This is a genomic window from Streptomyces sp. NBRC 109706 (genome assembly GCF_000974485.1).
In the GTDB taxonomy this organism is placed as follows: domain Bacteria; phylum Actinomycetota; class Actinomycetes; order Streptomycetales; family Streptomycetaceae; genus Streptomyces.
Window position 1 is genome coordinate 1 of record NZ_BBOM01000018.1, and the last position, 22229, is coordinate 22229.

Consider the following 22229-nt stretch of genomic DNA (forward strand, 5'->3'; position numbering starts at 1 on the left):
CCCGCGGAGCGGGTAGAACCCTGCTGCGCAGGGTCCAAGAGTTCCCCTGCGCTGCGCGCAGGGGAAACGAAGTGATGCTCTCTCCGCTGCGCGGAGAGAGCGCAGCTCTCGCTGCGCTTCGAGCCGAATCCCTTCCGCTGCGCTCCAGGGACTTGTGAGCCTGCTGACGCAGGCTCAACCGCAAGCCCTGGGGTTCCGAGGGCCCTGGGTCCGTCCACTGCGCGCCGGCCCGCTTCGCGGGGCAGCTCACTGCAGGAGGGTTGGCGGGGGTGTTTCCTTCGGGGAGAACTTTCGGGGAATCCGGATTCTGGGGGTGTGCCTCCCGGGCTTAGAGAAGAGCGGACGGCTGTGCGAAGGGCTATCAGGAGTGCTCTCCAGGCGCCGTGAAGGACGCCTGCGATGGCGAGGACAAGGTGCCGTCTTGCCCCCGTCGGTGTACTGCTTGATCACCACATCACGGTCATCACGCCGGTGATCGAACCAGGTGTCCAGCACCTCGCCCTGCTCATGCCGCAGATACGGCCACGGCCGGCTGGCCAGCCCCGCGTAGATGTCCCGAGGCCGCAGCAGCGCCTCGCTGCCCCTTGTGCCGATCCCAATCCAGTGCCATCGCGCCATCCTCCCCACCTGACCTGCTCGAACAGCTTCAGCAGCTTGTCGTACGCCTCGTGGCCGGCGGGCACCCGCAGTCGGAACTGGTCCTCGGTCCGCGCCAGCGCCGCGTGCGCGCGCAGAGCACCCTGAACGAGGGCATCGGCAAGGCCGTGTACCTGACTCCGGACAACTACCTGGTCAAGCAGGTCCGCGAGGAAGCCGCCAGGCTCGATATGGCGACCACGGACGATCCGTACGAGCCGGCGTTCCTGTCGGCCGAGGCCGTGCTGGTGACGAATTACCAGAAGCTGATCAACGGCAAGTCGGCAGGACCCCACCGCTTTGGCGCCGGTCCCGTTCTGGGCGTGGGTCGACAAGCGCGAGGAGGTGTTGAAGATCCTGCGCCCGCATCGGGAGGAGCAGGTTTTTATGTTCGTGTGGCCGTTGCTCGCCGAGGTGCTGCATCTGTGCACCGCGACGTCGAAGGCGATCGAGATCAGGCCCTCGTGCCCGCGCCGATCGACCGCATCCCGTCGTTCGTGCGGGCCCGCCGCAGGGTCTATCTGACCGCGATGCTCGCCGACGACAGTGCCCTGGTCACCGACTTCGGCGCCGACCCGAAGCTCGTCGCCAAGCCCGTCACGCCGGGCAGTGCGTCGGACCTCGGGGAGCGGATGATCCTGGCTCCCCGCGCCCTCAATCCGGGGCTGGATGACGAGGCCGTGCGTGTGCTTGCCCGCCAGTTCGCCGACGGCGACCAAGACGGCGACAGTCTCGCCGAGACGGATCCGGTCAACGTGGTGGTGCTGGTCAACAAGTACGACGGCGTCAACCTCCCGGCCGGCGCGTGCCGTCTGCTGATCCTCGACGGGATCCCCCGGCCGCTGGACGGGGTGGAGCGGCGGGAGGCCGTCGCGCTGGCCGACAGCACCGTCCGCCTGGCCCGGGAGATCCAGCGGATCGAGCAGGGCATGGGCCGGGGGGTGCGGGACGGCGAGGACTACTGCGCGGTCCTGCTGCTGGGGGCGAACCTCGCCGTGGCAATCAACGACGCCCGGCGCTTGGCCCTGCTCTCCCCCGCGACGCAGGCCCAGTTGAAGCTGAGCCGGGACATCGCCGGCCAGATCAAGGGCGAGGGGCTGAATGCGGTGCGGGAGGCGCTGCGAGCCTGCCTGGGGCGGGTACCACAGTGGCGGGAGCGCAGCCGGCGGGCGCTGGCGGATGTGCGCTACGCCGAGCACGGGACGGTACGAGGCGAGGCCGTGGCGCTGCGCGAGGCGTTCGATCTCGCGGCCATGGGCCGTACCCCGGCCGCGGTGGAGCGGGTGCAGAAGGCGGCGAACGACCTCGGCAACCGCGACACTGTGCTGCGGGGCTGGCTGCGGGAGCAGAAGGCCGCCTACCTGCATCTGACCGGCCGCGTGGCCACCCAGCAGGCCCTGGCCGGGGCGTTGAACGACAAGCGGCGCGGCAGGCGGTCGTCGAGCTGAAGACAGGGCGCGCCACCGACACCATCGCGAAGAAGGACATGGACCAGCTCGGCGGCAGCGTCCGCTGGCTCAACGATCACAACCCGGAGGTGGATGCCCTACCGGTCATGCTGCATCCCAGCCGGGTCTGCGACGCCAAGGCCACCGTGGTGGCGGACATGCGCGTCGTCACTCAGGCCCTGTTCGGCAAGCTGAAGGAGGCCGTGACGAGCTACGCAGCCGCGCGCCAGCAGCCCGGACCGCTGGACGACCGAACAGGCCGTCCGCGAACAGCTCGCACACCACAAGCTCACCGGCGACCGGTTCTTCACCACCTACTCCGAGCCCGTGCGCTTCTCTTGACCTCTGCGGGCGTCGCGGACTTGTGGTGACCTGCCGAGACCTTCTGGCAGGCCACCACCGGTTCGCCGGAATGGAGCAGGAGCCGTGCGGGCCGCCTGTGCTTTTCGAACCCTGCGGCCGCAAGGTTGCCGTCGGCCGGGACGCGGGGCTGAGGAACGGGTGACGGCGTGTCAGCGGCATCTGGTGAACTGGCCCGCCGGGACGGATCACAGGGGTGGAGCATGGACATCGAGGCGTTCTTCAGCAGCGGCGACAGCTGGGCCGAGCCGTGGGTGCTCAACATCGAGCTGGTCGAGTCGCTGCGGTTCGGTCCGCCGGCCGGTCGCGGCGAGCTAGACGTGGCGATCGCGCTGACCCGGCTTCTGTACCACGACTTCGTCTCCCACGGGACCGACGGCAAGGGCAGGTACCTGAACGACGAGAACGTGCCCCTGGTCATCAAGGCACACCGCGCCGTCCTTGAGCGCCTCGCTCTCAAGCCGCCCACCTGGCCGTTTCGGACCTTCGACGGGCCGCGCGGCTTCGGCACCTACTGGCGCGACAACGACATGCGCGGCAGCTGGCAGGCGCGACGCGACTGCATCGAGCAGATCCTCGGCCCGACCCGCGACGCGCTGGAGGAACTGCAGGAGCTGGAGTATGAGCGCCGGTTCACCAAGGGGCCCTCGGGCAGCTTCAAGAACCTCATCTTCGCCGCCGACGGGGCGAAGCCGGAGATCGTACTGAAGGACGCGGTGAACAACGACGTCGAGATCGTCCGCCACGCCGACAGCTGTCTGGTGTTCACCGACCCCCTGCCGCCCCACGGGCTCACCTGGCGGCAGATGGTCGCCTGGTGGACGAAGAACCACCAGCCGCAGGCGGACGAGAAGACGGCGGCCAACAGCTTGTACCGGCGTCTGTACCGGTCGCTGGACTCATGGCCCGAGCAGCTGCTCATGCGCACCTACTGCGCCCGCTACGCCGAGGAAGGTGGCTTCGACCTGCCCGCGCTGATCCCTCAGGTCTACCTCCACTACGCCCCCTACACCCGGCGCAGCGGCAAGCAATCCGGGGCTTTGCATCGGCAGCGGATGGACTTCCTGCTCCTAGCCCCGGACCGCTCCCGCATCGTCATCGAGGTCGACGGCGTCCAGCACTACGGGCGCCCGAACCCGCCCGACGAACAGGGACGGGTCACCCACACCGCCGTGCCGCGGCTGTACGCGGAGATGGTCGCCGAGGACCGCAGGCTGAGGCTGGCCGGGTACGAGATCTACCGCTTCGGCGGCTGGGAACTCGCTGGCTCTGACGGCAAGCGACGCCTGGAGGAGTTCTTCACCGAACTCCTCGGACGACATGAGAAGCCGACACTGTAACCAGAGGCCCCGGGGCGCGGACTCGTGCGGCCTGGGGTAGTCGCGAGCGGCACTGCGCGGCGCACCATGGGGACTTCAGTCACTCTGCGGTCGCAGGCTCCGAGCGTGCCGACCACGCACCGGCCCGGGTCGCAGCCCCTCCCCGAAACGGCCGCAGATGCGGTCTGCCCCGCGCGGCGAGCTGACAGCTGTTCATTCATCCCCATGTCCAGAGGGTGGGTGCGGGAGGGTGTGGGGAGCCGGGCTGGTGGTGTGCCTGGTGGGTTTTCTACATCGGGGTGGCCGGGGCGGCGTTCTCGTCTGTCCAGTTGCCGTCGAACAGTGCGGCGACCAGGCGGGCGTGCTTGTCGGGGAGCTGGGCGGCGCGGTGCTTGGTGCGGGCCTTGGCGAGCCAGGCGCCGATCCTGACCGTCTCGCCGTCGACGCGGATGGTCTCGCGGGCGGTGGGGGCGCGGCCTTCGCGGTGGAGGAAGAGTTCCAGGAGTTGGACGGTTTGGGGGAAGGTGCGGCGGGTGCGGCGGGCGGGGGTGAGCGGGTTGCTGTCGGGGGTCAGGCCGAGGGCGGCCAGCAGGTGCTGCTGGCCGGGGTGGAGGGCGGGCCAGACGGTGAGCTGACGGTGGAGCCAGGAGCCGATCTTCACACTGCCGAGGAGGGTGTCGCGGGTGAGGGCGGCCGGGTCGGTTCCGTCGGCGAGGTGGGCGCGCAGGAGGTGGTATTTGCGGTGCCAGTCCGCGCCGTGGGGCAGGCGCCAGTCGGGGGCGAGGGCGGTCAGCGCGCGGGCGCGCTCCGGGGCGAGTTGGTCTGTGGTGGCGAGGTGGCGTTGTTCGGCGAGCCAGGCTCCGGTGGGGGTGGTGGAGGGGGCGGCGAGGTGGCCGTGCGCGGCGTGGTAGTGGGCGGCGGTGGTGAGGCGGGCGCGCCAGGTGGCGTCGTGTTTGTCCCAGATCATGCCGAGTGCGTCGAGTTCGGCGATCCATTCGGGTTCGAGGCGGCCGGCCCTGCGGGCGTCGCGCATGGTGGTGATGAAGGTTCCCAGGGCGTAGCCGGTGGGGTCGGTGTGTTCGGCGGGGACGTCGAGGTGGCCGTAGTGGTCGTGGTAGGACTGGGCGGCGGCAAGTCCCAGGCGGCGGGAGCGGGATGTGGCCGGGTCGCGGGGGTCGAAGGAGGCCAGGTCCATCGCTTGGGCGATGCGCTCGGGGTGGACGGTGAAGTCGAAGTGCCAGCGGCGTTCGATGACGTCGCTGGTCTCTTTCGGGAGGCGGTTGGCCTTGTCCGGGAGGCGCTCGAGGATGCGGTGGTCGTGGCTGGCCAGGGCGGTGGCGATCGCCCACACCGGTTCGTAAGGAGTGCCGAGGATGTTCTGGCCGTTGGCGCCGGGCGGGATGTAGACCGGGACGATCAGCGAGGCGGTCTTGCCGGAGACGTCCAGGCGCAGGGCGCGGCCCAGGGCCTGGGCACAGCGGACGACGCTGCGGGTGGGGTCGGCGAAGACGATCGCTTGGATGTTGGGGATGTCGACGCCTTCGGCGATCAGTTTGGCGTTGGCGAGGATCGCGCAGTCTGCGGCGGCGAAGTCGGCGAAGGTGCGGGCGCGTTGGGCGGGGGTGTGCTGGCCGTGGGCGAAGAACAGTTCGGGGGTGGTGTCGGGGCACAGGTCGGGGTTGGTTTTGGCCAGTAGGCGCAGGGTGTGGGGCAGTTCGCGGGCGAAGCGGCGGGCGTCGGAAACGAGGTTGAAGTAGACCAGCACTTTCTTCAGCCGGTGTTCGGTGATCGCGCGCAGCACGGCCAGGTGTAGGGCGGTGGTGCGCAGCGCGTTGTCGGGCTCGTCGCCGGTATCGCCGGAGCGGGCGCTGGGGGTGGGGGTGGGGAGGTTGAGGCGGCGGCGTAGGTCGGTGTCGGTGAGGGTGGGGACCACGATGCGGTAGTCCGCCGCCCGGCCGTCTTCAACGGCCTGGGCGAGTGGGTATTCGAAGACTTTCTTTCCGTATACCTGTTCGTTGTCCATGGAGTTGGTGAACACGTCCGTGTCCGGCCCGGTGGGGTGCCGGCGGCGTGGGCGGGTGGTGTCGGCGGACTCGGCCAGTTCCGGCGCGGCGAAGACGCGGGGGGTGGCGGTCATGTAGAGGCGGCGGTCGGCCGGGATGCGCTTCGCGTCGTTGACGGTCGCCCATTTCTTGTCGGCGCGGCCGGCGATCCGGTGGGCCTCGTCCATGACCGCCAGGTTGAACGGTGGCACGGCGTATTTCGTGTTCCGGGTCTGTTCGATCTTGTTCAGTGAGTCGTAGGTGCAGATCACCGTCAGCGCCGGGATCTGGTCCGGCTCCTGTCCCACCACCGACATCAGTGCGGCCATCGTGTGGTGGTCGGTGGTCGACATGACGCGTGCGGCGACCAGGTCGTCGCGGCCGGCGGCGTCCATCGAGGAGACGATCACCATGTGTTCGCCGTGGCCGTCCCGGCGCCAGGCCAGTGCGGTCTGCGCCGCCAGATCGAGGGTAGGGACGACGAACAGCACCAGTCGCGCGTCGAGTTCGTCGGCCACCCGGATCGACACCAGCGTCTTCCCGGTCCCGGTCGCCGCTACGTACAGCGCCCGTGTGCCCGTGCGCCGAAGGTGGCGTGCCAGTCGTGTGACGGCCTCGGCCTGGTCGGCGAACAGTGGCCGTTTCTCCGGCTGGCCTGGTGCGCGGGGTGCGGCCATGGTCATACAGCTTGTTCCTTCTTCCTGCTTCCTGGGTTTGGGGGCGGACGGCCTGCGGGCGGCAGCCGGCCGGGGAGGGTGAACCCGCGGGAAAGAGAGGGCTGGAAAGAGGGGGCTCACCGGTCGAGCACTCTACTACCCAAACCTGATTCGTACGCGATATGGGCGCTGTTTTTACGTGTGCCGTACGGGGTATGTACGGTTGTGGGGTAAGGTGAGGGCGGAGGTGTCTCATGTCCGAGCTGTTCGACGCGGTCGACGCGCTGGTCGCATCCCGGTCCGCGTTGCCGCCGCCGGCGGAGCGCAGGCGGCTGCGTCAGGCCCACGCACTCACCCTGGACGAGGTGGCCCGCGCCCTGGACGTACGGCGGGCCACCGTCAGCGGCTGGGAGTCGGGCAAGAGCGAGCCGCGGCCGCCGGAGCGGGAGGCGTACGCCCGCCTGCTCGGGCAGCTCGCGCGGCTCTACCCCGCCCCCGACGGCGCCGCCGCCGCCGCGCCGCGGAGGAAGGACGCCTCGGCGCCGACGACGTCCGGCAGCCCGGACCCCACCGTGCAGGCCGGACCCGCGGGCGGGGCTTCGGGTGCTGTGGCCGTGGCCGCGTCCTCTACCGCCTCATCCGTTGGGCCGGTTCCCGTGCCGGCCGCCGCAGCGCGTCCGGCGCGTGCCGTCCGGCCCTCGCCCGCCTCGCGTCGTCCGGGCACGGAGAGGGCTGCCCCGGCCCGCGCGCCCGCCCCCGGCGATCCGTACGCGCACGGTCCGCTGCTCGTCCTCGACGCCGACGCCGAGCGCGAGGTGACCGGCTACGGCATCGGCGGGCTGATCCTGGACGTGCCCGCCAAGTCGCTGCCCGCGCTGGTCGAGTGGGCCCTGCGAGAGGCTCAGCTCGGGGCCCAGAGGCTGCACGGCTCGGGCCGGGACGCCGACCCGCTGCTGGTGCTCACCGAGGCGGCGTGCGAGCGCTACGGCCTGCCTGCCGCGCTGTCGGAGGCCGAGCGGCTCGCCGGGCGACTGGCCGAGGGGCACAAGGTCGTCAAGCAGCTCGACCGCGCGCACTGGCAGCTCACCCGGCGGGGGTTGGGGCCGTGGGCGCGGATCTACCGCCCCGCTCAGGGCAGCCGCCGGCAGTGCGTGCAGTTGTGCGTCCCCTCCTGGCGCGCTCTGGACGACCGTGCCTGGGGCCGTGCCGCCGGGCTGGAGCCGGCGGAACTCGCCCGGGTGCTGGGGGTGTACGCGCAGCGGGTGATGACGCCGGTCGGCTCGACGGCCGTGACGGGGCTGGAGCTGATGACCGCGCTCAGCCCGCCGACGCGCGCGAGCGAGCCGGACGCCGGGGGTCATCGGCATTCCGAGCACCGGCCCGGATCGCTGGGAGCGCGGCCGATGGACCCGGCGCCGTGCGAGGCGACCGACGGCCACCCCGTTCTGGCCGACCTGCCCCGTTTCCACGTGCGCGGCCCCGGCGAGCGGCTGTTCGAGGAGGCGTACGACTGGGCGCGGGATCTGACCGACGCCGAGTGCATGCGGCGCTACCTGGTCGGCATCGACGTGAACCTGGCGTTCGGCGCGGCCGCCAACGGCGCGGTCCTCGGACTGGCCTCGCCGCCCGTGCACGTCACCAGCCCGGTCTTCGACCCAGCGATGCCCGGTTCCTGGCTGGTCGACCTCTCCCATGTCGACCTCTCCAGAGCGAAGGTCGGCAAGCGGTGGCGCCAGCTCGAAGGAGGCCTGCTGCCCAGCCCGTTCACGCCGACCGGCCGGCGCCCCACCGGTCCGGCCTGGTACGCCACCCCGACGGTGGCGTACGCCGTCGAGCTCGGCTACGACGTCGCCCCGGTCGAGGCCTGGGTGCGCCCGGAGGGCGGCCGGTTCCTGGACGGCTGGTACAAGCGGCTGCGCGACGCCTACGTCGCCACCATGGCGGACCTCGGTGTGGGCGAGAAGCTGGCCCCGCAGGAGTTCCTGGAGGCGATGGGCGGCCACAAGCAGCGTGATCCGGAGCTCGCGATCGTGGTGGACGCCGTCAAGATGACCGTCAAGGGCGGCATCGGCAAGCTGCAGGAGAAGGCCCGCGGCGGCGGCTGGAAGCCAGGGCAGGCCTGGCCCGCCCTGGCCCGCCCGACGTGGCGCCCCGACATCCGCGCCACCGTCATCTCCCGGGCCCGGATCAACATGCACCGCAAGATGCTCAACCTGGCCGCTGCCACCGGCCGCTACCCGGTCGCGGTCCTCTCGGACTGCGCCGTCTACGCCGCCGACGGCCCCAGCCCCCTGGACGTCCTGCCCCACGACGACGCCGGCAAGACCGTACCGGGCAGCTTCCGGCTCGGAGTCTCGCCGGGGATGGTCAAGCACGAGGGCACCCAGAGCGTGCTGTGGGGCGCGGACGTACTCGAACAACTCGGCGCCGACGGCCATGTCGCCAACCTCGCCCGCTACATCAAGACCGGCGAGGTCAGTACCAGGGACACCGGAGAATAGGGAGCGTCACAGGCGATGGTCACCGTCGGAGAAGAACTCGACAAGGCGGTGCGCGGCGCGTTCACCCGCCCCGTCCCCAAGTCCGCCGGGGCGCAGATGCGTTACCTGGTCCGACAACACCGGCGCAGCACCCGGCGCGTGGCCGAACTCCTCGGCATCACCCAGCGCACCGTCGAACGCTATGTGAACAACCAGATCAAAACCCCCCGGCCGCAGCTCGCCGACCGCCTGGAGCGCGAAGTCCGCGCACGCTGGCAACCGCAGATCAGGGCCAAGGCGAAACAGGCCGCGGCCACCACCGGCGGCATCATGATCGATGTCCAGGCCCGCTTCGGCTACACCGCCGCCCCCGGCACCACCGACCAGGCCCGCGTGCGCCACCTCACCCTCCCCCTGCCGCCCCACCACGCCGCACGCCTCCTCCAAGCCCAGGAAACCGGCGCCGACGAAGACCGACTCCGCCAGATCGCCGCCGAAGCCCTGGGCGAGGTCTACTTCCGCGACAACGGCCGCCGCGCCCACGGCCTCGAAGTCGAACTCACCGACATCCTCGACCTCCAATTCGAGCTGTAAGCGCACCCAGGGAGTGCGACAACGGGTCTATGACCGATTCCTGGCTGGCCATGGCCACAGATGGATTGCCGGCCTTCGTGAAGGGCCAGGAACTCGACGATGGTCTCGCCGGTCTGACGACCAGCTCTTCCCATGTAGTGGGGCGCCCTACGCCGCTGGTTCTTCGGCGGTGCCAAGCCGGGTTCTCGAGGCGGCCCATGCCAGGCCGCCGATGTCGAGGTGATGGCGGGCGCGGGTGACGGCGACGTAGGCCAGACGGGCTTCGTCGGGGTCGATGGGAGCAATGGTGGGGCGACCGTCTTCGTCCATCTCGCCGGTGTCTTCGGGGATGAAGTCGGCGGAGATCCGCACAGTGGCCCACTCGCGCCCCTTGGCCTTGTGGGCGGTGGAGATGGTGGCATCGGCGTACTGCTCGGGGACGAGCTGGTCGACGGCGGCAAGGATGGCCTGGGTGCCGTGCCGCTCGACAACCTCAACCAGCGGGGCGAGGTCGCCGCCAGCCGGATCGTGTTCGGCGTACTCCTTCAGGTCGCCCCAGCGTTCGAACAGCAGGAGCTCGGGGTGGGTGGTGCGGCGGCCGTTTTGTAGGTCGTGTGCGGCGCGGGCCAGGGCTCGCAGAGGTTCGGCGCCGCCGGCCAGGGCGACGCTGCGGCTGGTGGGCAGCAGGTTCATGATTTCGATCATGGTGCCGACGTTGGTGCGGCACAGAATCGCTTCGGGTTGTTCCAGGGGGCCGATGCAGGTGGGGATGGCGTCGGTACCGGTCAGGCGGATCAGGGCGTCGACCAGGGCGAGCCAGCGGTTGGCTTCCTCGGCCAGGGCAGGGCCGAAACGGAAGGAGCGGGAGAGGGTCAGGGCAGTGCCTTTGAAGTCGGTCATGACATCCTTGGCGCCGCGCCAGCCGTAGATGGCCTGGGCGGAGTCGCCGACCATGACCAGCTGGGCGTGGTCACGCTGCCGGGTGAAGACCTCCTCCAGGACAGGGTTGGTGTCCTGAGCCTCGTCGAGGAGAAGGTAGTCCGCATCGATGACGGGCTCCGACAGGGCCCAGATCTTCAGGTAGTGGTCATGGGTGAACCGCACCACTCCGGCGTCAGGGTGCTGCAGGTCAGCCCAGGCCTTCTGCGCGTAGGGCAAGACAGCCTCAGCCAGATGGCTGTGGCGTTCGGGGGACTCCAGACCGCGCAGGTGCGGGACGTGGTGGGACTGGAGGGCGGCGTCGGCGGAGTGGCAGAAGGCGGTGACCGTACGCAGCATGACGGAGGCGAGGATCGGCTGGGGAAATGGAACGGCCGCCGACGGTCACCGGCTGGACGAGGTCGAGGAGTTGGCCCTGCTTCCAACTGGGGACACGCGGCGCGTTCAGACGATCACCGTAGCGGTGACCGACAGCGGCGAAGGCCAAGGAGTGGGCCGTCTTGCAGGCCACCGTCCGGGGGAAGACCGCGGCCGCGGCCTGCGCGATGGACTTGTTGAAGGCCAGGTAGCGGCCGCGGCGGGGAGTAGCGGCGGCCAGCATCGCCAGCGTAGTGGTCTTGCCCGTACCCGCGCCGGCCTGGAGAACCAGGTGCTCCCCCGCGCTGAAGGAGTCAGCGGCGGCAGCCTGCTCATCGGTGGGTTCCAACACTCTTGGGCCCTTGAGTAATCGCAGGGGTGGACTAGGGAAACGCACGAGGGGTTCAGCAGTCCTGGCACCCAGATGGCACGAGGCTGAAGTCGCATTCATAACCTCGTTCGATACAGGGCGCGGCATGCGGGGTATCGCCAATGGAAGGCAGGGCGTAGGCAAAGGCATGGGGGGACGATGGCAGGCGACACGCCGCTGAAACCGGCGCCGGGCCGCTCAGGTCACCCGGCCAGACGAATGGGTCAGCGCCCCGGCCGCCCTCGACGGACGGCTGAACCTGCACCATCACCGGCCCGGCAGCCTCCTGGAGCACGAGGAAGAGATCTACCGCATCACCGACGGCCTCATGGAACACCTCGCCCCGCTCATCGGTATGGCCGCCCAACCCGCCATCCACGATCGCACCGAAGCGCTCGCCATCGACGTCCTGCACGACGCCGCCCGCTCCCTCAACCCGCCCACGCCAGACAGACACGACACGACCTGGTGACAGAACCCCGTGCGCTGCCCACAGGCGAGATCGCAGTCTGAGGCGGCGCGCAGCGGCCCGTGGCCTTCTCGATGACTTGCGACAGCAGCCGTCGACGACTTTCGGATGCGCCCACGGCGGCCGGACAGCGATGCCGACGAGTTCGGGAGGCAGTCGTCGCGAGCTCGGCAGCGGCGCTCCGCCTGCGCCTTCCGGCTCCGTAGCCAGCCTCTTTGGCCTGGCCCCACCGCCGGGCGGCTCGAAGCTGCCCGGCGCAGGGGGCAAGTGGGAATGCCGCTTCAACCCCTACCGTCCCGAGCGGGTGTGGCTCTAGACCATACGGCGGGCGCCTGGGTGACGTGCGACTTCCGGCTGCGGCACCTGCTCACCGACCCGTGGACCGCGGACATGTGACAGGAGTACGCCGAGCGGCACTGTGCGGCCGGCGGCAGCGAACAGGACGAGGAGGCGATCGCTCTGGCCCTGGCGCAGCGCGACCGGCGTCGGCGCAGTCGCAGGCCGCCGCCCAAGCGCACCGGGGCCGAACCGCCCTTCCAAGGACTGGAGTTGGAGACCGAACAGCCGTCCCAAGATCCCTACGCGGGTCTGGAGGAGTTCGACCTGTCGACGCTGCGGCCCTACCCGGCGCTGCCCATCTCTCCTCTGGCTCCTGCGCCCGTGCCCGCGCCGCCGGTGCTGCCCGCCGGCACGGGCAGCGCGGACCGGCCCTCGGACAGCGGGCAGGCTCCGCATCCGCTGGCAGCGCTCTTCCCCGACGACGGCGACGGCAGCCCGCCGGACGCCTCCGCAGCCGGAGCACCTGCGGCTGCCTACAAGGTCGTCGAGGCGGAACTCCTCGACGACCTCGATCCGGACGGTGATGACGGTGACGAGGCCGAGGCCGACGTATGGGAGATGTAGGCGACCGTCGACCGGGGCCGTGAACCATGCAGCCGCAAGCCGGCCCCGGGGGCGGACAGGTTTCCCGGCCCGGAGCCGGTCTGCCGGTGAGAGCCAGGGCCGTAACCAGAGAGAAGCAGTGATGAAGGCATCCGTCGAACTGCGTGCCAAACGTGAAGCCCGTCTGCGTCAGCAGCTGAAGGACACCCCGATGCGGCCTCTGCCGCTGTTCCAGCTCACCGGCTGGACCCACTTCGTCGACGAGCAAGTGGATCCGCCCGTCCTGGCGGCGGGCAGCCCTCCCGCTACCGGCAGGAAGAAAGACGAACAGGCCATCGCCTACCACCGGCATCTGCGGATGGTGCCCACCGACGCGACGACCCACATGCAGGAGACGGTCGTCGAGGCGGTCCACCGCAACAGCGGGTGCCGGGACGGGCTGATGGACCATGTCATCGACGGGCCCCCGGGCACCGGCAAGACCTGCCTGCTGCGGGCGATGGGACGCACCGCCCAGAAGGAGATCGAAGCCGCCACGAACGGCAGGCAGCAGAACACGATCCCGGTGGTGCACATCACCACCCCGCAGACCCTGAGCCGAGGGTGAACTGGGTCTGGGAGATCAGCTCTTTCCTGGGGCTCAACCCCGAACCGAAAAACCTCACGGAGGTCCTGGAGATGCGCAGACACCAGGATGTGACCCTGCCGGTCAACTACGTCCTGGAGACGGCCCAGACCCGTCTGCTGCTCATCGACGACATCAACCGCGCCTCACCGCAGCACCTGGCCAACGTGCTGCCCTACTTCGACTACCTGCGCGAGAAGCTGGGCATCTCCATCGTCTTCTGCGGCACCGGCGCCAGCCACCGCCTGCACCAGGCCCGCATCCTGGCCCAAGACCTGATCCGGGTCAGCGAGGAGAATCGGGTACGGCTCGAACGGGCGGGACAGCCGGCCCAACCCGTCTCCCCCTCACCGACCGCGCTGCTACCGGTGACCTGGCTGCACCCCCTGCCCCTGGGCACCAAGATCGAGGAACAGGAGATGTTCCGGCGCGTCCTCGCGAGCTTCGAGGCAGACCTGAGCCTGTACCGGCTCGAAGAACACGCCCTGAGCAAACACGCCGCCACACTGCACCAACGCACCGGCGGCTACTTCAAAGCCCTCACCTACGTCATCTCCACCGCCGCCGTCATCGCAATCCGCACCGGCAGCGAGAACATCACCGAGAAAGAGATCAACGCCGCAACAGCCCAGCTCAGCTGAACCGCTACCGCCCCGGGGCGATCGGCGGATGCCGACAGCCGGACGGGCCGATGCGTTCGTGCACAGCGCTCACCAGGGCACGCACCGCACATTCAACCGCAGCGGGCAAGCACCGCACCGGTGAGCACGGTAGGGGCCACGGGGACTGTAAAACGAGCGGTGTATCCCGATAATGGAAGATGCACCTGTGACCAGCGAGAACACGTCCAAGACCAGTCCTGTCGAGTCGGCTGAGCCACAGCCGTCGGTGGCGGTAACAGCGGTTGATCGACCAGCTCGTCGACCGTGCCCAGGCCGAGGGCCTGCAACTGACCGGCGAGGGCGGGCTGCTGCAGCAGCAGCTGACCAAGCGGCTGCTGGAGTCCGCGCTCGAAGGGGAGATGACCGATCACCTCGGCTACGACCGCCACGATGCGGCGGGCAGGAACAGCGGCAACAGCCGCAACAGCACCCGTTCCAAGACCCTGCTGACCGATGTCGGTCCGGTGGAGATATCCGTGCCCCGTGACCGGGACGGCTCGTTCGAGCAGAGGATCGTCCGCAAGCGGCAGAAACGGCTGACCGGGGTGGACGAGATGGTCATCTCCCTTGCCGCGAAGGGTCTGACGACCGGGGAGGTCCAGGCCCACCTGGTCGAGGTCTATGGCGCCGAAGGGTCCCGCCAGACGATCTCCACCATCACCGACAAGGTCCTGGACGGCATGGCCGAATGGCAGAACCGGCCCCTGGACCCGGTCTACCCGGTGGCCTTCATCGACGCCATCCACGTGAAGATCCGCGACGGCGCGGTCGTCAACCGCCCGATCTACGTGGCCCTGGTGGTCACCGCCGAGGGCACCCGCGAGATCCTGGGCCTGTGGGCCGGCGACGGCGGCGAGGGCGCCAAACACTGGCTGGCCATCCTGACCGAGCTGAAGAACCGCGGCATCAACGATGTGCTGATGCTGGTCTGCGACGGGCTGAAGGCCCTGCCCAACGCGGTCGGGACGGTCTGGCCGGCAACCATCGTGCAGACTGCGTTGTCCACCTGCTGCGGGCCTCCTTCCGCTGCGCGGCCCGGCAGGACTGGGACAAGATGGCCAAGGCCCTCAACCCCGCTTACACCGCCCCGACCGAAGAGGCCGCGCTGGAGCGGTTCACCGAATTCGCCGACACCTGGGGCGGCAAGTATCCGGCGGTGGTGCGGCTGTGGGAGAACGCCTGGGAAGAGTTCACCCCATTCCTACGCTTCGACGCCGAGATCCGCCGCATCGTCTGCACCACCAACGCCATCGAGAGCGTGAGCGCCCGTATCCGCCGCGCGGTCAAGGCCCGAGGCCACTTCCCCAACGAGCAAGCCGCGTTGAAATGCGTCTACATGGCCATCATGTCCCTCGACCCCACCGCACCGGCCGCAAGCACTGGACCCAGCGCTGGAAGACCGCTCTCAACGCCTTCGATATCACCTTCGACGGCCGCCTCACCGCAGCCCGTCACTAACCAACCACCCCAGTTACACCACTCGTTCTACAGACCCGGATGAGCCAGCGCGCAAGTGGACGTGCCGTCACCAGTGGGGCAGGGCAGAACGGTCCTGGACGGTGATGTGGAGGGTGTGCAGTGCCTGGGTGCGGGTCGGGCGGACGACCTCGAACCAGTCAGTGCCCTGCTGCAGATGGTGGGCGATGCTGCGGTAGTAGCGCCACTCGAATCCGACACCGGTCTGCCACACCGTGTCGCCGTAGCGGCTACCGGTGACCGGATCGCCGTGGAGGTAGACGGAGTCGAGGGGCCGAGCGTTGGCCTCGAGGTGAGCAAGGACGGCTGCTGCGGCGCGGCGCAGCGGGCTGGTGTCGCTCCAGCGGGTGAGTGCCTCGAGGGCTGCGGGATGGCTGGGGTGGGCGTCGGGCAACTGGAGTTGCCGAACGGTGGCTGCCTTACGGTCGACCAGGTCAGTGAGGTCAATGCGGACCGGGCGCGGGACCCAGCGGTCGATGCCGCCGAAGGCCTCGATCATGTGGTCGCGTGGTGCGCGACCTGCTTCGGGGTCCGGGGTGATAGCAGCAAGGCGGGTACGGGCGGCGGCCACGGGTTCGCCTCGGGTCCACAGCATGGTCAGTTCGAAGCCCTCCCCTTCGAGGGTCTTGCGTTCGCGGAAGTGGATCTGCAGGCCGCGGCTGTTGCCCTTGAGTGCGCGCTTCATCGACGCGGAGGGATCGCGGCCGTAGGACAGAGCCTGGAGGAACTCTGAGGTGAGGCGGTCGTCGTTGCGGTGCTCGACGACGACGTCGACGTCTGAGGGGTTGAGTGCGCCGCGCGCGTAGGAGCCGAAGACGAGGATCTCGTCAACGAGGTCCAGGGGCCAGCCTCCCTCCTCCAGGCGGTCGAGCATCTCGTTCAGGAGCGTGGTGGCGCGCTCACGTTTCACGGAAGACCTCCACTGGTCGCTTCGGTTGTCGGTGTCTTGGGCTTGTGGTTTCAGCCGGTCTGCCGTGGGGCGGCGGGCGCTCGGGAGATGATCGTGCTGAGGGTCCCGGTGTAGGTGGTGCCCAGTTCGGTCACGGTTCCGGGAAAGGGGCCCGGGCCATGACGCAAGGCGCTGACGTAGTTCTCGGGCAGGAGTACACAGTCGCCGACTTCGAGCGTGCCGGGGCCCCTCCAGCGGTATCCGTAGCCGTCGACGGTGACGGCCTGGTTGCCCTCGACCTCGAATCGGCGGTTCTTGGCGTCGAGTTCTTCGCGCAGGGTCCGTATCTGCCGCTCAAGATGTTCGACCTGTGCGGCCTCTGCGCGTTGTCTCCACTCTCTTTCTTGCGCCCGGCCGGTCTGAAGACCCTGCTGGTAGGCCCCCACGAAGGCCTTTTCGTGGTCGGTGGTGTGGAGGTTGCAGGCGAAACCTGGGCCGGAGAACTGCGCACGGCAGGGATTACCGGACTTGGTGGACGTCCGCAGGGCCGGTGATGCACCTCTTCGAACACGGGTTCCTCACACGGTGGTGGCGTACGGCAGGAATGTGGGCGCGGTGGCGTACTACAGGGTGGTCGGCAGCGAGCTCACCGACTGGGAGATGGCCTGCGGGATGCAGGCGGGAGCGGTGCGGCCCGCCTGGGTACAGATCAGGGCGAGGAGTTGGAGGTAGCCGAGGGAGACCGGTCGCCCGGGGGGCTTGCCCGTTGCCTGTTCGAAGCGCTGGAGTGTGGCGGGCTTGATGCCCAGGTGGCCGGCGGCGTCGTGGAGGTCGAGTCCTGCGGCCTCGCGGGCTTCCCGGAGGCACTGGGCGTTGTCGTGCCAGACCTGCGGCGCGGTCTCGGTGGTGTCCCGGGCAACGGCTGCGCGGGCCGTGGAAAGGGCGGCCTGGACTCGGTCGGTACGGGGTCCGAGCAGGAACCGGGCGAGCCGGGCAGCAGAGGCCTCACGGTCGACGCCCTCGCTCCAGGGCTGAGATGCCTCTTCGTACACGCGGCCTCGGGCCGTGGCGCAGTCCTCACGCTCGCCGGATTCGGCACCGTAGGTGCGGTGCCGGTCGCTGGTACAGGGCCGCGTGCTGTCCTTCGCCAGGTCCATGTCCCGGTCCCAAACGCCGTCAGGCTCGATGCCGGCGATGGCGTCACGGACGTGCTGGCGCTCCTGTGGGGAAAGAACGCTCGCGAGGGCTTCGGCGGCGGCCTGGGCTTCGGGCCGGCCGGCGGGCTCAAAGCTGCCGCCCCAGGCATGGAACGCGCGTTCTCCCTCCGCTTTCTGGAAGGCCACGTCGATGGCCTCGAACGTGTGGGGGCTCCATGCCTGCATCATCAGGAGGATTTCCCGCAATGCCTCCGTGCGGGCGGCGGGCGGCGTGCCGTCGCCGGCCCGCCGGCCGCGCCGTGATCCGGTGTGGGCCAGCCAGTCAGTGAACGCCTGTGGGCGTCGGGGGTCGTGAAGATCCGTGTCCTCGAACCACCGTGCTGCCCGCACCACGCAGGCGTGCGCGTGCTGGATGACGGCATACCAGCCGAACAGTGCCTCCCGGTAGTCATCGACGTGCCGGTCCTCGGAGAAGGTGCCGGTCTGCGTGCGGCAGTGCTGCGGGCATTGGGCCGCGTGCACCCGGTAGAGGGCGGCCCTGGTCTCAGGGAACGTCAGCAGGGCGGCATGCAGGTGTTCGTACTTGGGGCCGCGGTCGCGGCGCTTTTCGAGTCCGCGGTCGAGGAAGGAGGAGAAGCGGGGTCCCTCACGCCAGTGGGCTGAACCCCTCCGTACATGGGCGTCGTCCTGCCAGGCGCCGGTCGCGATGACCTCCCGCAGAGACGAAGCCACGTCATGACGCAGGTCCGCACCCCATGTGATGAGAACCGGCAGGCACTGAGGATCGTCCCCCAGCGCGGACATCACCAGATCGACGTCATCGTGACGGTGAAGATGACGCTGGAACACGAACGCCCCCTGAATGCAGCAGACCCCAACTGCCTCCGCACCATGGCATGGAGGCTGTCTCCATCTTGCACGAGGGCTACGACATCCGGCCCGCACTCCGGCGGATGAGGTCACCGAAGTGGCGCGTGGGCCCGGAAGCCACGGCCATCCCGTGGACTGCTCGCCCGCAGGTCACTGCGACGTAAGGCGCGCGCTTGCCCCACCGCGCGTCCCGTTTCCGTATCAGATCTGCCCACCGGATCTCACACGACGTGCTCGTGTGAGCAGAGCGGCATAGTGGTCACTGCTCCTTCATGCAAGGCCGTCACCACCCCACTCGCGTCTACCCTGTCGTGCTCGGGGGTTCCAGAACCGGATTCCAGGCGAACCAGCCCAGGTCCCTGGCGCCCAGCTCCCACGGAGACTCCAGCAGCAGTTTCCGGGTTCTCTCAAGGTCCGCGGTGACGGAGACCGGAGCGGGGCCGATCCGGGTCATCAAGTCACCCCATGCGTGCAGGAACTCCTCGTCCTCGTCGCGCAGCCGGCCCATCGCCGCTTCCACGCAGGCAGGCCATCTCGGCATACCGTAGTGGTCGTCGTGGGTCCCGATCCGGGGAGCGCCGGCAAAGACAAGGAAGTCGTCCGGCGGCAGTCTCTTCTCGAAGTGCCTGAACATGTCGATGCGCTGTTTCACATGCTTCTTGATCCCCGAGAAATCCCCAGCCGAAGTCCGTCAGGGTCCCCTCGCACCCCGGCCAGACCGTGTCCCGGTCCAGGACCAGGTCCTCCAGCGCATAGAGACGGAACTGACCGTCGGAGCCCAGGACGTCGAACGCCTGCCGGGTGAGCCAGGTGTTGCGGGCGAACATCGTCCCGTCGTGCAATGCCTTGCGCCGGCTGGTCGGCCGGGAGGCGTGCGCGTCCTCAATCGGGCCATTGCGCCACACGGACAGGACGAGCCCGTGGGCCGCCGCCCAGCGCAGTCCGTCCTCCGCCTCGAAGACCCGCATCTCCTTGAGGCGCTGCCTTGCCCAGTCCAACGCGTCCTGGATGTCCTCGTCCACCGGCCGCTGCTCCCCCACGATGCCCCGCTCCCCCTCTGCCTGTTTTCGTCGCCGTTCGTGTCATCCGTGCGATGCGGTGCCCGCAGGCAAAGCCGGATCGTACGGCCTCGCCGGCACCGCCGGGGTCGCTGCTCAAACGGACCCGGACTGTTGGAAGGCCGTGCCGAGCGTACGCAGTTGAACGCGGCGGGCCTGCATGAGTTCCTCCGGTCGGCGCAGGGCGGGGTCCAGGAGCCATACCTCGCGGCGGAATGGCTGGAAGCCGATGCTCTCCCACAATGCGGCGATCTTCTTCTTCGCCTGGAGCCGATATGCCTCGGTGACCTGCTCGCGGTCTTCGGGGTACTCGCCCATGCCGGGGAACACCGCTACCGCGCAACAGCCCCCGGACAGACGGCGGATCGCCTCGACGGCCAGCACCGGACCCAGTCCGAAACCCCTCCACGCCTTGTCGAGGCTGACGCGGTCGAGAATCAGCAGATCGCCGACGGGATGTGTGACCGCTTTCTCGAACGCCGCGCTGTAGCCCGTGCGTCCTGAACGGCCAAGGACAGCGGAGACAACTACCTCAAGATCGCCGGATTCGGCATCCGCTACCTCCCACCGGTTGTCGCCGGTGTAGTCACGCAACCTCCACAGAATGAGGTGCCCGACCTCGGAGCCCGCAACCGGAGCGTGCCCACCCCCTTCTTCTTCGTCTTCCCATTCCTCGTCGCCCGCCGTCCCGTAAGTGACCGCGACGTGCCAGGGTTCCAGGGTGTCCTCGTAGTCGTACGGCACTGCGGGATGTCGGTGGCCGTAGTGGAGATGAAGACGGGCGGGATCGCCCGGGAGTTCACTGACCGGCCGTTTGGGCATCGCTGATGTCATGACGGAAAGACTACGAGCGGGCACTGACATCCCACCGGGAAACGGTACGAACGAGACCACGGACGCGGGTTGGCTCCAACTGCGCTTCGCAGTCTCGCCTCCTGACCGGGATCGACCCGCGTCATCGGTACGTCGAAGACAGGGCTTCCTCATCGCGGGCCGACGCAGCTCGGCCAGCCCTGGCCAGCGCCCCGGAAAGCCAGGCGCCGGCCCTGCCGCCACCACTCAGGCACTGCCCGCCAGCCTCCTGACCAGCACAGACCAATCCACCTGAACCACATAGCAAAAAGAAATCCTACGCCGATCACTACATTCCAAAACGATCACTAAATCTGCACTTCGGAGCCCCTCCGGCTTCCCACTCTCCACGGAAATACCAGCTCAGAAACGCACTACACCACAGCGACAAATCCTGAAACGATCACTAGGCCGTGTCCGGAAAGTCGTTGGTTCGTTGCTCCGTTCGTGGTGCGTCGACATGAACTTACGGATGAGTCCTGGGCGTTGATCGCTCCGTTGCTGGCTCCGGGTCGGATGGGTCGGCCTGTGCGCGACCGGCGCCAGGTGGTGAACGGCATTCTGTGGAAGTTGTCGACTGGTGCCGCGTGGCGGGATCTTCCGGAGCGGTATGGGCCGTGGAAGACGGTGTACGAGCGGTTTCGTCGCTGGTCCGCGGATGGGACGTGGGACAGGCTCCTGTCCCACGTGCAGCAGCATTCCGATGCTGTCGGTGGGGTCGACTGGTCCCTGGTTTGTGTTGATTCCACGACTGTGCGGGTCCATCAACATGGGGCCGGGGCCCGAAAAGGGGGCTCTGGGCGGGTGAGGCGCTGGGCCGGTCCCGGGGCGGGCTGACCACGAAGATCCACCTTGCCTGTGACGGGCAGGGCCGCCCTCTGGCGTTCACCCTGACCGGTGGCAACACGAACGACTGCACCCAGTTCGAATCCGTCATGGACCGCATCCGGGTAGCCCGGCCAGGCCCGGGAAGACCGCGCACCCGGCCCGACCGCGTCACCGCCGACAAGGGTTACTCGTCCCGGAAGATCCGCACCTACCTACGCAGACGCGGAATCGCATGCACGATTCCCGAACGCATCGACCAGATCAACGGCCACCTCACACGCGGCGAGAAACCCTGCCACCTTGACCGCACCAACTATCGCCGCCGCAACATCGTCGAACGCCGCTTCGGCTACCTCAAGCAGAACAGGGCTCTGGCTACCCGCTACGACAAACGAGCCACCCACTACCAAGCCATGGTCACCATCGCCTGCCTACCACTCCGGCTCCCCTGACTTAGCGGACACGACCTAGTACTCCAGTTGCAGTTCGCTATCGCTGCTGGTCAGGAGCCTATTTCTGAGTGTAGCGGTGTAACGGGCCGTTATCTTCAGCGGGTTCGTGACTTCGGGTGCGGCGGTGGTAGTGGCAGCGGCGGGCGATGGCTTGGTGCCGTCTTCGCCAGCGGGACCAGCTCAATGTGTGATCGAGCCCACGGTGGTGTGCGGGGTGGGACCGGTGAGCTGCCAGGAGTCGCCGGATCTCTGCCATGGTGAGGGGGACGAGGGCGCGGGAACCGTTTCCGCACCCCCCTTTTTCCCTTCCAGCGCGGCGATGACAGCCAGGAATGCGTGGGCGAGCATGGCCAGCGTGATGTGCCGATACCAGCCTGGATACCGGCGGACCTCATACTCGTCCAGGCCGCACTCGTTCTTCGCGGCCTGGAACACTTCCTCGATCGCCCACCGGGCGCCGGCAATGCGCACCAGCTCTTCGACGGTGGTGCCGTCGGGCGCGTAGGCGAGGTAGTAAGCGATCTCGTCGGGCCGGGCGAGGCTGCGGCGGGCCAGCACCCACCGGCGGTGCGTGGGCTGGTCGCCGTCGAAGATGTCGATGCCCGGCAGCTTCGCCGCGGCCCAGTCGTAGACACGGGGGCCCTTGGCGCCGTCCCCGCAGGACAGACGCTGCCAGACGTCCTCGGGCGCGTCGGCGATGAGCTGGTCGATGCGCCAGATCCCGGCGAGGGACTTGATCTGGTGGGACTTTGGCACGGCCAGCACGTAGCCGACGCCGGCTTCCTCCAGCATGCGGCGAAAGCGCCACTCCTGGCCGTAGGCGGAATCC

The 22229-nt window shown here is 68.9% G+C and carries 16 protein-coding genes and 3 pseudogenes; 11 read left to right on the forward strand and 8 right to left on the reverse strand.

Translation table 11 applies throughout. From position 1 onward, the window contains the following. Nucleotides 1-668 precede the first annotated feature (668 nt). The 3 genes from AOM46_RS32920 (at nucleotide 669) to AOM46_RS31170 (ending at nucleotide 3784) form a co-directional block, all read left to right on the forward strand. Nucleotides 669-2084: a hypothetical protein gene (locus tag AOM46_RS32920; RefSeq protein WP_234314157.1), complete on the forward strand. Its 1416-nt coding sequence runs from the start codon at nucleotides 669-671 to the stop codon at nucleotides 2082-2084. Nucleotides 2085-2122: 38 nt separating this feature from the next. After that, nucleotides 2123-2455, forward strand: a complete 333-nt coding sequence (locus AOM46_RS35750) for a hypothetical protein (RefSeq protein WP_062218285.1) — start codon at nucleotides 2123-2125, stop codon at nucleotides 2453-2455. A gap of 138 nt (nucleotides 2456-2593) precedes the next feature. After that, a complete protein-coding gene (locus AOM46_RS31170; protein ID WP_234314158.1) occupies nucleotides 2594-3784 on the forward strand; it encodes a hypothetical protein in 1191 nt (396 codons plus the stop codon). A 268-nt stretch (nucleotides 3785-4052) separates the two neighbouring features. Here the strand turns inward: AOM46_RS31170 and AOM46_RS31175 are convergent, their stop codons facing one another. Further along, nucleotides 4053-6488, reverse strand: coding sequence for a DEAD/DEAH box helicase (locus AOM46_RS31175; RefSeq protein ID WP_062218291.1), 2436 nt, complete (start codon nucleotides 6486-6488; stop codon nucleotides 4053-4055). A gap of 227 nt (nucleotides 6489-6715) precedes the next feature. Here AOM46_RS31175 and AOM46_RS31180 point away from each other — a divergent pair, with 227 nt between their 5' ends. Both AOM46_RS31180 and AOM46_RS31185 read left to right on the forward strand, forming a co-directional pair. Further along, on the forward strand, nucleotides 6716-8962 hold the full coding sequence (locus tag AOM46_RS31180) for a helix-turn-helix transcriptional regulator (RefSeq protein WP_062218294.1): 2247 nt from the start codon (nucleotides 6716-6718) through the stop codon (nucleotides 8960-8962). Between the two features lie 15 nt (nucleotides 8963-8977). Then, complete coding sequence (locus AOM46_RS31185) at nucleotides 8978-9535, forward strand: hypothetical protein (protein WP_062218297.1); 558 nt, start codon at nucleotides 8978-8980, stop codon at nucleotides 9533-9535. A 147-nt stretch (nucleotides 9536-9682) separates the two neighbouring features. Here the strand turns inward: AOM46_RS31185 and AOM46_RS31190 are convergent. Then, a pseudogene (locus AOM46_RS31190) lies at nucleotides 9683-11159 on the reverse strand (UvrD-helicase domain-containing protein). A gap of 55 nt (nucleotides 11160-11214) precedes the next feature. Further along, nucleotides 11215-11595: a hypothetical protein gene (locus tag AOM46_RS34475; RefSeq protein ID WP_158920825.1), complete on the reverse strand. Its 381-nt coding sequence runs from the start codon at nucleotides 11593-11595 to the stop codon at nucleotides 11215-11217. Nucleotides 11596-12198: 603 nt separating this feature from the next. Between AOM46_RS34475 and AOM46_RS35760 the strand changes: the two genes are divergently transcribed. From AOM46_RS35760 to AOM46_RS31205, 4 genes and pseudogenes are all read left to right on the forward strand, one after another. Next, a complete protein-coding gene (locus tag AOM46_RS35760) occupies nucleotides 12199-12552 on the forward strand; it encodes a hypothetical protein (RefSeq protein WP_062218300.1) in 354 nt (117 codons plus the stop codon). A 121-nt stretch (nucleotides 12553-12673) separates the two neighbouring features. Then, a complete protein-coding gene (locus AOM46_RS35765; RefSeq protein WP_234314159.1) occupies nucleotides 12674-13138 on the forward strand; it encodes a hypothetical protein in 465 nt (154 codons plus the stop codon). A gap of 71 nt (nucleotides 13139-13209) precedes the next feature. Beyond that, nucleotides 13210-13797: a hypothetical protein gene (locus tag AOM46_RS35770; protein WP_234314160.1), complete on the forward strand. Its 588-nt coding sequence runs from the start codon at nucleotides 13210-13212 to the stop codon at nucleotides 13795-13797. 187 nt (nucleotides 13798-13984) lie between these two features. Continuing rightward, nucleotides 13985-15276, forward strand: a pseudogene (locus AOM46_RS31205) (IS256 family transposase). 67 nt (nucleotides 15277-15343) lie between these two features. On the opposite strand, the gene AOM46_RS31210 reads toward AOM46_RS31205, so the two are convergent. Next, a complete protein-coding gene (locus AOM46_RS31210) occupies nucleotides 15344-16204 on the reverse strand; it encodes a nucleotidyltransferase domain-containing protein (protein WP_062218304.1) in 861 nt (286 codons plus the stop codon). 158 nt (nucleotides 16205-16362) lie between these two features. Here AOM46_RS31210 and AOM46_RS34480 point away from each other — a divergent pair, with 158 nt between their 5' ends. Further along, on the forward strand, nucleotides 16363-16737 hold the full coding sequence (locus AOM46_RS34480) for a hypothetical protein (RefSeq protein WP_158920828.1): 375 nt from the start codon (nucleotides 16363-16365) through the stop codon (nucleotides 16735-16737). 69 nt (nucleotides 16738-16806) lie between these two features. Here AOM46_RS34480 and AOM46_RS31220 read toward each other — a convergent pair whose 3' ends face one another. From AOM46_RS31220 to AOM46_RS31230, 3 genes are all read right to left on the reverse strand, one after another. Further along, nucleotides 16807-18189, reverse strand: a complete 1383-nt coding sequence (locus AOM46_RS31220; RefSeq protein ID WP_062218310.1) for a RodZ family helix-turn-helix domain-containing protein — start codon at nucleotides 18187-18189, stop codon at nucleotides 16807-16809. Between the two features lie 322 nt (nucleotides 18190-18511). Next, nucleotides 18512-18862: a hypothetical protein gene (locus AOM46_RS35775; protein ID WP_234314161.1), complete on the reverse strand. Its 351-nt coding sequence runs from the start codon at nucleotides 18860-18862 to the stop codon at nucleotides 18512-18514. 502 nt (nucleotides 18863-19364) lie between these two features. Next, nucleotides 19365-20102 (reverse strand): hypothetical protein, encoded by a 738-nt coding sequence (locus AOM46_RS31230; protein ID WP_158920831.1) that lies wholly within the window; start codon nucleotides 20100-20102, stop codon nucleotides 19365-19367. A 465-nt stretch (nucleotides 20103-20567) separates the two neighbouring features. Between AOM46_RS31230 and AOM46_RS32935 the strand changes: the two are divergent. Further along, nucleotides 20568-21400 (forward strand): annotated as a pseudogene (locus AOM46_RS32935) (IS5 family transposase). Between the two features lie 180 nt (nucleotides 21401-21580). On the opposite strand, the gene AOM46_RS31240 reads toward AOM46_RS32935, so the two are convergent. Next, the coding region (locus AOM46_RS31240; RefSeq protein WP_158920834.1) for a transposase at nucleotides 21581-22229 on the reverse strand (649 nt) is incomplete at its 5' end.